Annotated in this window: 25 protein-coding genes; all 25 read left to right on the plus strand. The window is 42.4% G+C overall.

Annotation, left to right across the window (positions count from 1 at the left end; genetic code table 11):
- The first annotated feature begins 5 nt into the window (after positions 1 to 5).
- A complete protein-coding gene (rpsS, locus tag H9Q76_RS01965; RefSeq protein ID WP_021984696.1) occupies positions 6 to 287 on the plus strand; it encodes a 30S ribosomal protein S19 in 282 nt (93 codons plus the stop codon).
- A gap of 20 nt (positions 288 to 307) precedes the next feature.
- Positions 308 to 694, plus strand: a complete 387-nt coding sequence (gene rplV, locus H9Q76_RS01970; protein ID WP_021984695.1) for a 50S ribosomal protein L22 — start codon at positions 308 to 310, stop codon at positions 692 to 694.
- A gap of 10 nt (positions 695 to 704) precedes the next feature.
- Positions 705 to 1,370, plus strand: coding sequence for a 30S ribosomal protein S3 (rpsC, locus tag H9Q76_RS01975; RefSeq protein WP_021984694.1), 666 nt, complete (start codon positions 705 to 707; stop codon positions 1,368 to 1,370).
- Positions 1,370 to 1,810 (plus strand): 50S ribosomal protein L16, encoded by a 441-nt coding sequence (gene rplP / locus H9Q76_RS01980; protein ID WP_021984693.1) that lies wholly within the window; start codon positions 1,370 to 1,372, stop codon positions 1,808 to 1,810. Before rpsC ends, rplP begins: the two co-directional genes overlap by 1 nt.
- Positions 1,794 to 2,003 carry a 50S ribosomal protein L29 gene (rpmC, locus tag H9Q76_RS01985; RefSeq protein ID WP_021984692.1) on the plus strand — a complete coding sequence of 70 codons (210 nt, stop codon included), beginning with the start codon at positions 1,794 to 1,796 and terminating at the stop codon, positions 2,001 to 2,003. The genes rplP and rpmC overlap by 17 nt, the downstream gene beginning before the upstream one ends.
- A gap of 21 nt (positions 2,004 to 2,024) precedes the next feature.
- A complete protein-coding gene (gene rpsQ / locus H9Q76_RS01990; protein ID WP_177982119.1) occupies positions 2,025 to 2,282 on the plus strand; it encodes a 30S ribosomal protein S17 in 258 nt (85 codons plus the stop codon).
- Between the two features lie 15 nt (positions 2,283 to 2,297).
- On the plus strand, positions 2,298 to 2,666 hold the full coding sequence (gene rplN, locus H9Q76_RS01995) for a 50S ribosomal protein L14 (protein ID WP_021984690.1): 369 nt from the start codon (positions 2,298 to 2,300) through the stop codon (positions 2,664 to 2,666).
- Between the two features lie 12 nt (positions 2,667 to 2,678).
- Positions 2,679 to 2,996 carry a 50S ribosomal protein L24 gene (gene rplX / locus H9Q76_RS02000; RefSeq protein ID WP_021984689.1) on the plus strand — a complete coding sequence of 106 codons (318 nt, stop codon included), beginning with the start codon at positions 2,679 to 2,681 and terminating at the stop codon, positions 2,994 to 2,996.
- Between the two features lie 23 nt (positions 2,997 to 3,019).
- On the plus strand, positions 3,020 to 3,559 hold the full coding sequence (gene rplE / locus H9Q76_RS02005) for a 50S ribosomal protein L5 (RefSeq protein WP_021984688.1): 540 nt from the start codon (positions 3,020 to 3,022) through the stop codon (positions 3,557 to 3,559).
- 13 nt (positions 3,560 to 3,572) lie between these two features.
- Positions 3,573 to 3,758: a type Z 30S ribosomal protein S14 gene (locus H9Q76_RS02010; protein ID WP_021984687.1), complete on the plus strand. Its 186-nt coding sequence runs from the start codon at positions 3,573 to 3,575 to the stop codon at positions 3,756 to 3,758.
- A gap of 31 nt (positions 3,759 to 3,789) precedes the next feature.
- Entirely contained in the window at positions 3,790 to 4,191 is a 402-nt protein-coding gene (rpsH, locus tag H9Q76_RS02015) for a 30S ribosomal protein S8 (RefSeq protein ID WP_021984686.1), read from the plus strand.
- Between the two features lie 44 nt (positions 4,192 to 4,235).
- Positions 4,236 to 4,775 (plus strand): 50S ribosomal protein L6, encoded by a 540-nt coding sequence (gene rplF, locus H9Q76_RS02020; protein WP_021984685.1) that lies wholly within the window; start codon positions 4,236 to 4,238, stop codon positions 4,773 to 4,775.
- Positions 4,776 to 4,792: 17 nt separating this feature from the next.
- A complete protein-coding gene (gene rplR, locus H9Q76_RS02025; protein WP_021984684.1) occupies positions 4,793 to 5,161 on the plus strand; it encodes a 50S ribosomal protein L18 in 369 nt (122 codons plus the stop codon).
- A gap of 18 nt (positions 5,162 to 5,179) precedes the next feature.
- Positions 5,180 to 5,689 (plus strand): 30S ribosomal protein S5, encoded by a 510-nt coding sequence (gene rpsE / locus H9Q76_RS02030; RefSeq protein ID WP_021984683.1) that lies wholly within the window; start codon positions 5,180 to 5,182, stop codon positions 5,687 to 5,689.
- 14 nt (positions 5,690 to 5,703) lie between these two features.
- Positions 5,704 to 5,886: a 50S ribosomal protein L30 gene (gene rpmD, locus H9Q76_RS02035; RefSeq protein WP_021984682.1), complete on the plus strand. Its 183-nt coding sequence runs from the start codon at positions 5,704 to 5,706 to the stop codon at positions 5,884 to 5,886.
- 23 nt (positions 5,887 to 5,909) lie between these two features.
- On the plus strand, positions 5,910 to 6,350 hold the full coding sequence (gene rplO / locus H9Q76_RS02040; RefSeq protein ID WP_021984681.1) for a 50S ribosomal protein L15: 441 nt from the start codon (positions 5,910 to 5,912) through the stop codon (positions 6,348 to 6,350).
- 1 nt (position 6,351) lies between these two features.
- Positions 6,352 to 7,665 (plus strand): preprotein translocase subunit SecY, encoded by a 1,314-nt coding sequence (gene secY / locus H9Q76_RS02045; RefSeq protein ID WP_021984680.1) that lies wholly within the window; start codon positions 6,352 to 6,354, stop codon positions 7,663 to 7,665.
- 117 nt (positions 7,666 to 7,782) lie between these two features.
- Positions 7,783 to 8,424, plus strand: a complete 642-nt coding sequence (locus tag H9Q76_RS02050; protein WP_021984679.1) for an adenylate kinase — start codon at positions 7,783 to 7,785, stop codon at positions 8,422 to 8,424.
- A 20-nt stretch (positions 8,425 to 8,444) separates the two neighbouring features.
- Entirely contained in the window at positions 8,445 to 9,212 is a 768-nt protein-coding gene (gene map / locus H9Q76_RS02055) for a type I methionyl aminopeptidase (RefSeq protein WP_021984678.1), read from the plus strand.
- A gap of 30 nt (positions 9,213 to 9,242) precedes the next feature.
- Positions 9,243 to 9,461, plus strand: a complete 219-nt coding sequence (gene infA / locus H9Q76_RS02060; protein ID WP_021984677.1) for a translation initiation factor IF-1 — start codon at positions 9,243 to 9,245, stop codon at positions 9,459 to 9,461.
- Between the two features lie 83 nt (positions 9,462 to 9,544).
- The gene (gene rpmJ, locus H9Q76_RS02065; protein WP_117781418.1) at positions 9,545 to 9,658 is read left to right on the plus strand and encodes a 50S ribosomal protein L36; all 114 of its coding nucleotides are present in this window, start codon (positions 9,545 to 9,547) and stop codon (positions 9,656 to 9,658) included.
- A 307-nt stretch (positions 9,659 to 9,965) separates the two neighbouring features.
- On the plus strand, positions 9,966 to 10,334 hold the full coding sequence (gene rpsM, locus H9Q76_RS02070; protein ID WP_021984676.1) for a 30S ribosomal protein S13: 369 nt from the start codon (positions 9,966 to 9,968) through the stop codon (positions 10,332 to 10,334).
- A 15-nt stretch (positions 10,335 to 10,349) separates the two neighbouring features.
- On the plus strand, positions 10,350 to 10,748 hold the full coding sequence (rpsK, locus tag H9Q76_RS02075) for a 30S ribosomal protein S11 (RefSeq protein WP_021984675.1): 399 nt from the start codon (positions 10,350 to 10,352) through the stop codon (positions 10,746 to 10,748).
- 20 nt (positions 10,749 to 10,768) lie between these two features.
- Positions 10,769 to 11,362: a 30S ribosomal protein S4 gene (gene rpsD / locus H9Q76_RS02080; RefSeq protein WP_021984674.1), complete on the plus strand. Its 594-nt coding sequence runs from the start codon at positions 10,769 to 10,771 to the stop codon at positions 11,360 to 11,362.
- 60 nt (positions 11,363 to 11,422) lie between these two features.
- On the plus strand, positions 11,423 to 12,379 hold the full coding sequence (locus tag H9Q76_RS02085; protein ID WP_021984673.1) for a DNA-directed RNA polymerase subunit alpha: 957 nt from the start codon (positions 11,423 to 11,425) through the stop codon (positions 12,377 to 12,379).
- Positions 12,380 to 12,398: the final 19 nt, after the last annotated feature.

A 12,398-nucleotide genomic window follows, 5' to 3' on the forward strand; every position in this document is an offset into this window, starting at 1 on the left:
AAGTTATGGCTCGTTCATTAAAGAAAGGACCATTTGCAGATGGTTATTTGTTAAAGAAGATAGATGCTATGAACGCTGACAACAAGAAGGACGTCATTAAGACATGGTCACGTCGTTCAACAATCTTCCCATCATTCGTTGGTCATACAATCGCTGTATATGATGGAAGAAAGCATGTGCCTGTATATGTAACTGAGGATATGGTTGGCCATAAGCTCGGTGAGTTCGTTGCAACAAGAACATACAGAGGACATGGCAAGGATGAGAAGAAGGGTAAGAAGAGATAAGTCGAAAGGAGGACACATTCATGGCAAAAGGACATAGATCCCAGATTAAGAGACTCAGAAATGAGAATAAGGATACAAGACCTAAGGCTACTGTTTCATACGCTAGAGTATCAGTAACAAAGGCATGTTTCGTATTAGATGCGATCAGAGGCAAGGATGTAACTTCAGCACTTGGTATTCTTGCTTACAACAATCGTTATGCATCAAAGGTAATTGAGAAGTTATTGAAGTCCGCTATTGCGAATGCAGAGAACAACAACGGTATGAAGGTAGAAGACCTTTACATCGCTGAGTGTTATGCAAACAAAGGACCAACAATGAAGAGAATTCAGCCGAGAGCACAGGGTAGAGCTTACAGAATCGAGAAGAGAACAAGCCACATCACTGTTGTGCTGGATGCAAGATAGGAGGTAAGCAATGGGACAGAAAGTTAATCCACATGGTTTAAGAGTCGGAATCATCAAGGATTGGGATTCAAAGTGGTATGCTGATACCAAGGACGGAGAATTCTCAGATAACCTTGTTGAGGACTATAAGATTCGTGAGTTTTTAAAGAAAGAGCTTTATTCAGCAAACATCTCTAAGATCGAGATCGAGAGAACAGCTGATAAGGTAAGAGTAAACTTATATACAGCTAAGCCTGGTGTAGTAATCGGAAAGGGCGGCGCTGGAATCAACGAGATCAAGGCTAAGCTTCAGAAGCTTACTTCTAAGAAGCTTTTCATCGACATCAAGGAGATTAAGAAGCCGGATCTTGATGCACAGTTAGTAGCAGAGAACATTGCACAGCAGCTTGAGAACCGTATCTCATTCAGACGTGCTATGAAGTCTTGCATGAGCAGAACAATGAAGATGGGCGCACTTGGTATCAAGGCTTGCTGTTCAGGACGTCTTGGCGGTGCAGATATGGCTAGAACAGAGTTCTATACAGAGGGTAAGATTCCTCTTCAGACTCTTCGTGCTAACATCGATTATGGTTTTGCTGAGGCAAACACAACTTATGGTAAAGTTGGTGTTAAGGTATGGGTTTACCACGGTGAAGTACTTCCTACTAAAGGAAACAAGGAAGGGAGCGATAAATAATGTTAATGCCTAAGAGAGTAAAGCGTCGTAAGCAGTTCAGAGGCACTATGGCTGGTAAGGCGCTTCGTGGAAATAAGATTACAAACGGTGAATATGGTATCGTAGCTCTTGAGCCTGCTTGGATCAAATCCAACCAGATCGAGGCTGCCCGTATCGCTATGACAAGATATGTAAAGCGTAATGGTAAAGTCTGGATCAAGATTTTCCCAGATAAGCCGGTAACAGCAAAGCCTGCTGAAACTCGTATGGGTTCTGGTAAGGGTGCTCTGGAGTACTGGGTAGCAGTTGTTAAGCCAGGCAGAGTTATGTTTGAGATCGCTGGTGTGCCAGAAGAGACAGCAAAGGAAGCCCTTCGTCTCGCTACACACAAGCTGCCTGTAAAGTGTAAGATCGTATCAAAAGCAGATTTAGACAAGGAGGTTAATGGCGGTGAAGCTTAAGGATTATAAGAACGAATTAAACGCAAAGTCTCTGGAAGAGTTGCAGAGCGAGTTAGTAGCTGCTAAGAAGGAATTATTCAACTTGAGATTCCAGAACGCCACTAACCAGCTTGAGAATACAAGCAGAATTAAGGTTGTTCGTAAGAACATTGCCAGAATTCAGACAGTGATCGCTCAGAAGGCGAACGCATAATTATCGTAAAAGGAGGAACATATTGTGGACAGAAATCTGAGAAAAACACGTGTAGGTTTAGTTACAAGTGATAAGATGGACAAGACAATCGTTGTGTCAATCGTTGATAATGTAAAGCATCCTCTTTACGGTAAGATTGTAAAGAGAACTTACAAGCTCAAGGCACATGATGAGAATAATGAGTGTAAAGTTGGCGATAGAGTAAGAGTAATGGAGACAAGACCTTTGTCAAAGGATAAGAGATGGAGACTTGTCGAGATTATCGAGAAGGCTAAGTAAGGAGGCGCAGACAAAATGGTACAGCAGGAAACAAGACTTAGAGTTGCTGATAACACAGGTGCTAAGGAAATCCTCTGCATTCGTGTATTAGGCGGTTCTACAAGAAGATATGCAAATATCGGTGATGTCATCGTTGCCTCAGTTAAAGACGCAACACCAGGCGGAGTTGTAAAAAAAGGTGATGTTGTGAAAGCCGTAGTTGTACGTTCTAAGAAGGGTGCTCGTCGTAAGGACGGTTCCTACATCAAGTTTGATGAGAACGCAGCAGTTATTATTAAGGATGACGGTAATCCAAGAGGAACACGTATTTTTGGACCTGTCGCTAGAGAATTGAGAGACAAGAAGTTCATGAAGATCGTGTCTCTTGCACCAGAAGTATTATAGGAGGTAGCGACGATGGCAACTATGAAGATTAAAAAAGACGATATGGTTCAGGTCATTGCCGGTAAGGATAAGGGCAAAGAAGGTAAGGTATTATCTGTTGATGCTAAGAACAACAAGGTTCTTGTTGAGGGCGTAAACATCGTTCACAAGCACAGCAAGCCAAGCATGCAGAACCAGCAGGGCGGAATCATTGATAAGGAAGCTCCTATCGACCTTTCAAACGTTATGTATCTCTACAAGGGTAAGCCAGTTCGCGTTGGCTTCCAGGGTGAGAAGAAGGATAAGGTCAGAGTAGCCAAGATCGATGGCAAGACAGAAGTTATCGATTAATATAGGGAAGGAGGCAGAAGATTTTGAGCAGACTTAAAGATTTATATAGCAACGAAATTAAAGATGCTATGGTTAAGAAGTTTGGATATAAGAATGTAATGCAGATTCCAAAGCTTGATAAGATCGTTATCAACATGGGCGTTGGAGAAGCAAAGGAAAACGCAAAGGTTTTAGATACTGCAATCAAGGATCTTGAGACAATCACAGGTCAGAAGGCAGTTGTAACACGTGCTAAGAAGTCCGTAGCGAACTTCAAGTTAAGAGAAGGTATGCCAATCGGATGTAAGGTAACACTTCGTGGCGAGAAGATGTATGAGTTTACAGACAGACTTGTAAACCTTGCACTTCCACGAGTACGTGACTTTAGAGGTGTAAATCCGGATGCTTTTGATGGTAGAGGTAACTACGCATTAGGTATCAAGGAGCAGCTTATTTTCCCTGAAATCGAGTACGATAAGGTTGATAAGGTAAGAGGTATGGATATCATCTTCGTTACCACGGCTGAGACAGATGAGGAAGCTCGTGAGTTATTGACTTTGTTCGGTATGCCATTTAAGAAGTAGGAGGAAATGAACTATGGCTAAAACATCTATGAAGGTTAAGCAGCAGCGTCCTCAGAAGTTTTCTACCAGAGAGTACACTCGTTGCAAGATTTGTGGTCGTCCACATTCAGTTTTGAGAAAATATGGAATTTGTAGAGTATGTTTCCGTGAGTTAGCATACAAGGGACAGATACCAGGCGTTAAGAAGTCAAGCTGGTAAGAGTGAAGAAGAATAAGGAGGAAACAAAGCTATGTCAATGAGCGATCCAATTGCAGATATGCTTACAAGAATCCGTAACGCAAATACTGCAAAACATGATACAGTAGATATACCTGCTTCTAAGATGAAGCTGGCGATTGCAGACATTCTCCTCAAGGAAGGTTATGTCAAGGCAGTTGACGTTGTTGAGGAAGGAAACTTCAAGACAATCAAGATTACACTTAAGTATGGTGCAAACAAGAACGAGAAGATCCTTACAGGTCTTAAGAGAATCTCTAAGCCTGGTCTTCGTGTATATGCATCAAAGGATGAGCTTCCAAAGGTACTCGGTGGCCTCGGTACAGCAATCATCTCTACAAATAAGGGTGTATTAACAGATAAGGAAGCTAGAAAAGAGAATGTTGGTGGAGAAGTACTGGCTTTCGTATGGTAAGTCGGGATTTTCTACAAGAGAATAATTAAGGAGGACAAGGCGAAATGTCACGAATCGGAAGAATGCCTATCGCTATTCCGGCAGGCGTAACTGTTGAGATAGCAGAAAATAATAAGGTGACTGTAAAGGGACCAAAGGGAACTCTTGAGAGAGTACTTCCAGCAGAGATGGAGATCAAGCAGGAAGGCGAAGAGATCCTCGTAAACAGACCAAACGACTTGAAGAAGATGCGTTCACTTCATGGTCTTACAAGAACTCTCATTCACAACATGGTAATCGGTGTAACTGAGGGTTATACAAAGGTTTTGGAAGTTAATGGTGTTGGTTACAGAGCAGCTAAGCAGGGTAACAAGCTGAACCTTGCACTTGGTTACTCACATCCAGTTGAGATGGTTGATCCAGATGGAATCACAACAACTGTTGATGGTAACAAGATCACTGTTAGCGGTATCGACAAGGAAAAGGTTGGCCAGTATGCTGCCGAAATCCGTGAGAAGAGAGCCCCAGAACCATATAAGGGCAAGGGTATCAAGTACGTTGATGAAGTTATCAGACGTAAAGTTGGTAAGACTGGTAAGAAATAATAAGGGAGTGAAAAGATATGATTAAAAAGGAATCAAGAAGTGCTATTCGTATTAAGAAGCATTTAAGAGTTCGTAACCGTTTTAGCGGCACTGCTGAAAGACCAAGACTTGCTGTATTCAGAAGTAATAATCATATGTACGCTCAGATTATTGACGATACAGTTGGTAACACTTTAGTGTCAGCTTCAACAGTTCAGAAGGACGTAAAGGATCAGTTAGAGAAGACAAATGATGTAGCAGCAGCTGCTTATCTTGGCAAGGTAATTGCACAGAAGGCACTTGACGCAGGCATCAAGGAAGTAGTCTTTGACAGAGGCGGTTTTATATATCAGGGTAAGATTCAGGCTTTAGCAGATGCTGCTAGAGAAGCTGGTCTTGAATTCTAATAGGGAGGAGAACAACACATGAAACGTGAAATTATCGATGCTTCTAATTTAGAATTGGAAGATAGCGTAGTAAACATTAAGCGTGTCACCAAGGTTGTAAAAGGTGGACGTAACATGAGATTTGCTGCTCTTGTAGTTGTCGGAGATAAGAACGGACACGTAGGTGCCGGCTTAGGTAAGGCAGCTGAGGTCCCTGAGGCAATCCGCAAGGCAAAAGAGGATGCAATCAAGAAACTTGTAAAAGTTGATATCAATGAGAATGGAAGTATTCCATATGATTATACAGGTAAGTTCGGCAGCGCAAGCGTTCTGCTGAAGTCTTCACCAGAAGGTACTGGTATCATCGCTGGTGGTCCTGCTCGTAAGGTATTGGAGCTTGCAGGATACAAGAACATCCGTACAAAGTCTCTCGGCTCTAACAACAAGCAGAATGTTGTTCTTGCTACAATCGAGGGTCTTAAGGCAATTAAGTCCCCAGAAGAGATTGCAAAACTCCGTGGTAAGTCTTTAGACGAGATTCTTAACTAAGGAGGTAATTTGAGATGGCAGATAAGGTAAAAGTAACATTAGTAAAGTCACCAATTGGTGCAATTCCTAAGCATAGAGCAACTGTGAAAGCACTTGGTCTTACAAAGATGCATAAGACTGTTGAACTTCCAAACAATGATGCTACAATGGGAATGGTACAGCAGGTTCGTCACTTAGTAAAAGTAGAAGAAGCTTAATTTTGTTAGAAGGAGGAACAGTCATGAATTTATCAAGTTTAAAGCCAGCTGAAGGCGCTGTATCAAGCGATAGCTTCAGAAGAGGCCGTGGACATGGTTCAGGAAATGGTAAGACTGCCGGTAAGGGCCACAAGGGTCAGAAGGCTCGTTCTGGAGCTCCAAGACCAGGCTTTGAAGGTGGACAGATGCCACTTTACAGAAGAATCCCTAAGAGAGGATTCACAAGCAGAAATCATAAGGAAATCGTTGCAATCAACCTTTCAGTTCTCGAGAGATTTGAAGATGGCGCAGAAGTATCTGTAGCTTCATTGATCGAGGCAGGTGTTGTAAAGAACCCTAGAGATGGTGTTAAGATTTTAGGAAATGGAGAGTTGACTAAAAAGCTTACTGTTAAGGCGAATGCATTCAGTAAGGCCGCTGCAGAGAAGATCGAAGCTCTTGGTGGAAAAGCAGAGGTGATTTAGTATGTTCAAAACCTTACGTGACGCTTTTAAGGTCAAAGAGATCCGTATGGGATTACTCTTTACATTCTTTGTCCTGATAGTCATCCGTTTTGGTTCGTTGATCCCGGTACCGGGACTGAATACAGTCGCAATCAAGGAATATTTGGAGAGCGCGCTCGGTGATGCAAACAGCTTCCTGAGCTCGTTCACCGGTGGTTCCTTCACACAGATGTCTATTTTTGCATTGAATGTAACACCATATATTACTTCTTCCATTATCATCCAGCTTCTTACTATTGCGATTCCAGCATTGGAGGAGATGCAGAAGGATGGTGAGGACGGAAGAAAGAAGATTACAGCTATCACAAGATATGTAACAATCTTTTTAGCAGTAATCGAGAGTCTCGGACTTGTCATTGGTTTCGACCGTGGACATTATATGACAGTAACCGGACCACTTGGATATCTGCTTGTTATCATTACATTGACAACAGGTAGTGCCTTTGTTATGTGGCTTGGTGAGCGTGTGACGGAAAAAGGTGTTGGCAACGGTATTTCTATTATCCTGTTGATAAACATCGTATCCAGAATGCCAAGTGATTTTTCGGACTTATATACAAAGTTCATGAAGGGTCAGGATATTGTAGATCAGGTAATCGCAGGTGCGATTATTCTGGCGGTTATACTTGTAACAACAATTTTGGTTGTTTTGTTACAGGGCGGAGTCAGAAAGATTCCGGTACAGCATGCACAGAAGGTACAGGGAAGAAGAATGATGGGCGGACAGCAGAGTCATATTCCTCTGAAGGTCAACACATCAAGCGTTATCCCGGTTATCTTCGCTTCTTCCATTCTTTCCGTACCAATGGTTGTTGTGAATTTGTTTAATATCAACACCAGCGGTGTATGGGCAAAGATTTTAAGAGGTATGAATTCGAATTACTGGTTTAACCCTGCATATCCATGGGCAAGTGTAGGTCTGATTATATACATCCTGTTGGTTGTATTCTTCGCATATTTCTATACATCGGTAACATTTAACCCGATGGAAGTAGCGAACAACTTAAAGAAGAGCGGTGGATTTATTCCAGGTATCCGTCCTGGTAAGCCGACACAGGATTACTTAAATAAAATACTGAATTACATCGTATTTATCGGTGCGGTTGGTCTGTTGATCGTTGCGGTCATCCCAATCTTCTTCAACGGAATGTTTGGTGCGGACGTATCGTTCGGCGGAACCTCACTCATCATTATCGTAGGTGTAGTTCTTGAGACGATTGATCAGATCGAGTCTAAGATGATTGTACGAAATTATTCAGGATTCTTGAATGATTAATGTCAATAAAAGGAAGCAGGAGTGTATCCTATGGGTACATTCCTATTCCTAGTTATAGGGAAATAAATTTTGCGGAAACAAAAAGCATAGAAAAGAAAAGTATGGAGGGACAATAATTTGAAGATTATTATGTTAGGCGCACCTGGTGCAGGTAAGGGAACGCAGGCAAAGATGTTAGCTGAGAAGTACGGAATTCCACACATTTCGACTGGAGATATCTTCCGTGCCAATATCAAGAACGGTACAGAGCTTGGCGCAAAGGCAAAGGAATACATGGACAAGGGATTACTTGTTCCAGATGAGCTGGTTGTAGACCTGATCATGGATCGTTTCAAGGCAGATGACTGCAAGAACGGTTACATCCTTGACGGATTCCCAAGAACCATTCCGCAGGCAGAGGCACTTGACGCTGCTCTTGCTGCAAATGGCGAGAAGATCGACTATGCAGTCAACGTGGAAGTCCCAGATGAAAACATTGTAAATAGAATGTCCGGCAGACGCGCATGTGTAGGATGTGGTGCAACCTATCATATCGTATACAACCCAACTAAGGTTGAGGGTAAGTGCGATACTTGTGGTGCAGACCTGATCCTTCGTGACGACGACAAGCCGGAGACAGTCCTGAACCGTTTGAAGGTTTACCATGAGCAGACACAGCCACTGATCGACTTCTATACAAAGAAGGGCGTCATCGCAGAGGTAGACGGAACAAAGGATATGAAGGACGTATTTGATGCGATTGTAGCTATTTTAGGTTAATATCTGTATCGGAGTTCAAAATGGCGATCATAATCAAAACAGAACATGAGATAGAGCTTATGCGTAAGGCGGGAGAGATTCTCGCCAAAACGCATGAGGAATTGAAGAAAATTATAAAACCGGGCATATCCACATATGAGATAGACAAGTGCGGTGAGGATTTTATCCGAAGCTGCGGATGCGAACCATCGTTCCTGAATTATCAGGGCTATCCGGCGTCCATCTGTGTCTCAGTCAATGATGAGGTTGTACACGGCATACCGTCTAAAGAACGGATTTTGCAGGAAGGCGATATCGTAAGCCTCGATGCCGGAGTTATATACAAAGGATATCACTCGGATGCTGCAAGAACGTATGGTGTCGGAACGATCGATTCCGAATCGGTGCAATTGATCGAGGTAACGAAGCAAAGCTTTTTTGAAGGGCTTGCACAGTGCCGGGCGGGCAATCATATAAATGATATATCCAAAGCGGTTTTTGGGTATGTTACGAAAAGAGGGTATTCTGCTGTCCGTGATCTGGTTGGACACGGTGTCGGCGCACATCTCCATGAGGAACCAAATGTGCCGAATTACCCGAAGCTGTTCAAAGGCCCGAAGTTAAAACCGGGGATGGTCATAGCGATTGAACCGATGATCAACATTGGAAGCTATCAGGTTGGCTGGCTGAATGATGACTGGACAGTCGTTACCATGGATGGCTCACGTTCCGCACATTATGAAAATACAGTACTGATAACTGAGGGAGATCCAGAGATCTTATCACGTGCAGAGGGATTGGAATTATAATATAGATCAATAAATTAAGGAGGATATGATATGCCAAAGGCAGACGAAATCGAAATGGAAGGAACCGTATTGGAGAAGCTTCCAAACGCAATGTTTCAGGTAGAATTAGAGAATGGGTTGAAGGTACTTGCCCATATCAGTGGAAAGCTCAGAATGAATTACATTAAAATCCTTCCGGGCGACAAAGTAACCGTGGTTTTATCTCCATATGATCTTACAAAAGGAAGAATCACCTGGAGAGCAAAATAAATTTACATTTTCACTTGCATTTCGCTATGGAAAATGGTATCATAGGTTTTCGTAGCGGACTTTTTGGAAAGGAGAGTATTTTAATGAAGGTTAGAGCATCAGTTAAACCAATTTGCGATAAGTGCAAAGTCATTAAAAGAAAAGGCAGTATTCGTATAATCTGCGAAAATCCAAAGCACAAACAGCGTCAGGGTTAATTCATGTTCGCGTATGTCATAAATGCCATTTATGATAGAACATGGGTCATTGTTAGACATTAGGTCTTACAATCTGACAGGACAGTTGGAACAAGGTATGTAGGATGATAGCCCATCTATAACTATGCCTTGTATTTGTGCGTGTAATGGTATTCCACATTACATACCAACTTCGATTGACGCCACGCCGGTATTCGGGTGGACGACAACGGACATCAGCTCTTGGCTGGAGTTGATAAAAGCGGCTGGACACATAGCATGTGTCAAAAATTGTTTCATTAAGTTATTTTACGGAGGTATAACAAGAATGGCTCGTATTTCAGGTGTTGATTTACCAAGAGAAAAGCGAATCGAAATCGGACTTACCTATATCTATGGTATAGGAAGAACATCAGCTACAAGAATTCTGAAAGAAGCAAACGTAAATCCGGACACTAGAGTTCGTGATCTGACTGACGATGAGGTTAAGAGACTCAGCGAAGTTATCAACGAAACTCAGGTCGTAGAAGGTGATCTGCGTAGAGAAGTAGCTCTTAACATTAAGCGTTTACAGGAAATCGGTTGCTACCGTGGTATCCGTCACAGAAGAGGATTACCTGTTCGTGGACAGAAGACAAAGACAAATGCAAGAACTCGTAAGGGTCCTAAGAAAACAGTAGCAAATAAGAAGAAGTAATGGAGGTTCAGGTTAATGGCTAAGAAAGTTACTACTAAGAAAGTGGCTAAGAAGCGTGTTAGAAAGAATGTTGATCGTGGACAGGCTCATATTCAGTCATCTTTTAACAATACAATCGTTACATTGACAGATGCCGAAGGTAATGCATTATCTTGGGCAAGTGCAGGTGGACTTGGATTCAGAGGTTCCAGAAAGTCTACACCATATGCTGCACAGATGGCAGCAGAGACAGCTACAAAGGCAGCTCTTCCTTATGGATTGAAGTCAGTAGATGTTATGGTTAAGGGACCAGGTTCAGGTAGAGAGGCAGCTATCCGTGCACTCGCAGCCTGCGGTTTGGAAGTATTAAGTATCAGAGACGTAACTCCAGTTCCACATAACGGATGTCGTCCACCAAAGAGAAGAAGAGTCTAATAATAAGGAGGTACATGATAATGGCAGTAGATAGAACACCTATTCTCAAGAGATGTAGATCCTTAGATATGGATCCAGTCGTTCTCGGTGTAAATAAGAAGTCAAGAAGAAAATTGACTAGAGCAAACAGAAAAGTAAGTGAGTACGGATTACAGCTTCGTGAGAAGCAGAAGGCTAAGTTTATTTATGGTATGCTTGAGAAGCCTTTCCGTAACTTGTATGTAAAGGCAGAGCGTATGCCAGGTCTTACAGGACCAAACCTTATGATCCTTCTTGAGTCCAGACTGGATAACGTAGTTTTCCGTATGGGATTTGCAAGAACAAGACGTGAGGCCAGACAGATCGTTGATCACAAGCATGTATTGGTTAATGGCAAGTGCGTAAATATTCCTTCATACAGAATCAGTGCTGGTGATAAGATTGAAATCAAAGAGAAGAGCAAGTCTCTTCAGGGATTTAAGAATATCGTAGAGGCAAACGCAGGCGTTGTTACTCCAGCTTGGATGGAGTCAGACGTTGAGACATTGACAGGAACTGTTAAGGAGCTTCCACTCAGAGAGCAGATTGACGTACCTGTAAACGATACACTTATCGTCGAGTTGTACTCTAAGTAATTCGCGTAAGTAAAGGGTTTGTAGCTAAGTAACACCAGTTATCCAGAAGGAGGGTCAGTAGTGTTTGAATTTGAAAAACCTAGAATTGAAATCGCAGAGATTTCAGACGATAACAAATATGGTAAGTTTGTAGTAGAGCCATTGGAAAGAGGCTATGGTATTACACTTGGTAATTCTCTTCGTAGAATTATGTTATCATCTCTTCCGGGAACTGCAGTTAGTCAGGTTAAGATTAAGGGCGTTCTGCATGAGTTCTCATCTCTTCCAGGTGTAAAGGAAGATGTGACAGAGATCGTGATGAATATCAAGGATCTCTGCATCAAGAACAATTCTACAACAAATGAGCCTAAGGTTGCATATATTGATGCTTCAGGTGATAAGGTTGTGACGGCTGGTGATATTCAGGTAGATGCAGATCTTGAGATTTTGAATCCGGATTTGGTAATCGCAAATTTGAGCGGTCCGGAGGCAAAGTTGGAGATGGAGCTTCTGATCACAAACGGCAGAGGTTACGTTGGATCTGACAAGAACAAAGGTCTTGATTCATCTATTGATGCAATCGCTGTTGATTCTATCTATACACCTGTGGAGCGTGTAAATCTGACAGTTCAGAACACACGTGTCGGACAGGTTACAGATTATGACAAGCTTACACTTGATGTATTTACAAATGGTACATTGGCACCAGATGAGGCAGTCAGCCTTGCAGCAAAGGTGCTCAGTGAGCATTTGAATCTCTTCATCGATCTTTCAGAGAATGCTAAGTCTGTTGACGTTATGGTAGAGAAGGAAGACGATCAGAAGGAAAAGGTACTTGAGATGAGTATCGACGAACTGGAGCTTTCCGTTCGTTCTTATAACTGCTTGAAGAGAGCAGGCATTAATACAGTTGAAGAATTGACAAATAAGACTCCGGACGATATGATGAAGGTTCGTAACCTTGGTCGTAAGTCTCTCGATGAAGTTTATGCTAAATTAAAAGAACTTGGTTTGTCGCTTCGTACTGGTGATGAATAATATCCACTTAAGCCGAAGG

It is taken from the genome of Wujia chipingensis (genome assembly GCF_014337155.1).
GTDB classification, from domain to species: domain Bacteria; phylum Bacillota; class Clostridia; order Lachnospirales; family Lachnospiraceae; genus Coprococcus_C; species Coprococcus_C hominis.

Bases quoted from the DNA above. Each gene is read 5' to 3' on its own strand.
- rpsS (WP_021984696.1), top strand. From the start codon at position 6: ATGGCTCGTTCATTAAAGAAAGGACCATTTGCAGATGGTTATTTGTTA.
- rplV (WP_021984695.1), top strand. From the start codon at position 308: ATGGCAAAAGGACATAGATCCCAGATTAAGAGACTCAGAAATGAGAAT.
- rpsC (WP_021984694.1), top strand. From the start codon at position 705: ATGGGACAGAAAGTTAATCCACATGGTTTAAGAGTCGGAATCATCAAG.
- rplP (WP_021984693.1), top strand. From the start codon at position 1,370: ATGTTAATGCCTAAGAGAGTAAAGCGTCGTAAGCAGTTCAGAGGCACT.
- rpmC (WP_021984692.1), top strand. From the start codon at position 1,794: ATGGCGGTGAAGCTTAAGGATTATAAGAACGAATTAAACGCAAAGTCT.
- rplN (WP_021984690.1), top strand. From the start codon at position 2,298: ATGGTACAGCAGGAAACAAGACTTAGAGTTGCTGATAACACAGGTGCT.
- rplX (WP_021984689.1), top strand. From the start codon at position 2,679: ATGGCAACTATGAAGATTAAAAAAGACGATATGGTTCAGGTCATTGCC.
- H9Q76_RS02010 (WP_021984687.1), top strand. From the start codon at position 3,573: ATGGCTAAAACATCTATGAAGGTTAAGCAGCAGCGTCCTCAGAAGTTT.
- rpsH (WP_021984686.1), top strand. From the start codon at position 3,790: ATGTCAATGAGCGATCCAATTGCAGATATGCTTACAAGAATCCGTAAC.
- rplF (WP_021984685.1), top strand. From the start codon at position 4,236: ATGTCACGAATCGGAAGAATGCCTATCGCTATTCCGGCAGGCGTAACT.
- rplR (WP_021984684.1), top strand. From the start codon at position 4,793: ATGATTAAAAAGGAATCAAGAAGTGCTATTCGTATTAAGAAGCATTTA.
- rpsE (WP_021984683.1), top strand. From the start codon at position 5,180: ATGAAACGTGAAATTATCGATGCTTCTAATTTAGAATTGGAAGATAGC.
- rpmD (WP_021984682.1), top strand. From the start codon at position 5,704: ATGGCAGATAAGGTAAAAGTAACATTAGTAAAGTCACCAATTGGTGCA.
- rplO (WP_021984681.1), top strand. From the start codon at position 5,910: ATGAATTTATCAAGTTTAAAGCCAGCTGAAGGCGCTGTATCAAGCGAT.
- secY (WP_021984680.1), top strand. From the start codon at position 6,352: ATGTTCAAAACCTTACGTGACGCTTTTAAGGTCAAAGAGATCCGTATG.
- map (WP_021984678.1), top strand. From the start codon at position 8,445: ATGGCGATCATAATCAAAACAGAACATGAGATAGAGCTTATGCGTAAG.
- infA (WP_021984677.1), top strand. From the start codon at position 9,243: ATGCCAAAGGCAGACGAAATCGAAATGGAAGGAACCGTATTGGAGAAG.
- rpmJ (WP_117781418.1), top strand. From the start codon at position 9,545: ATGAAGGTTAGAGCATCAGTTAAACCAATTTGCGATAAGTGCAAAGTC.
- rpsM (WP_021984676.1), top strand. From the start codon at position 9,966: ATGGCTCGTATTTCAGGTGTTGATTTACCAAGAGAAAAGCGAATCGAA.
- rpsK (WP_021984675.1), top strand. From the start codon at position 10,350: ATGGCTAAGAAAGTTACTACTAAGAAAGTGGCTAAGAAGCGTGTTAGA.
- rpsD (WP_021984674.1), top strand. From the start codon at position 10,769: ATGGCAGTAGATAGAACACCTATTCTCAAGAGATGTAGATCCTTAGAT.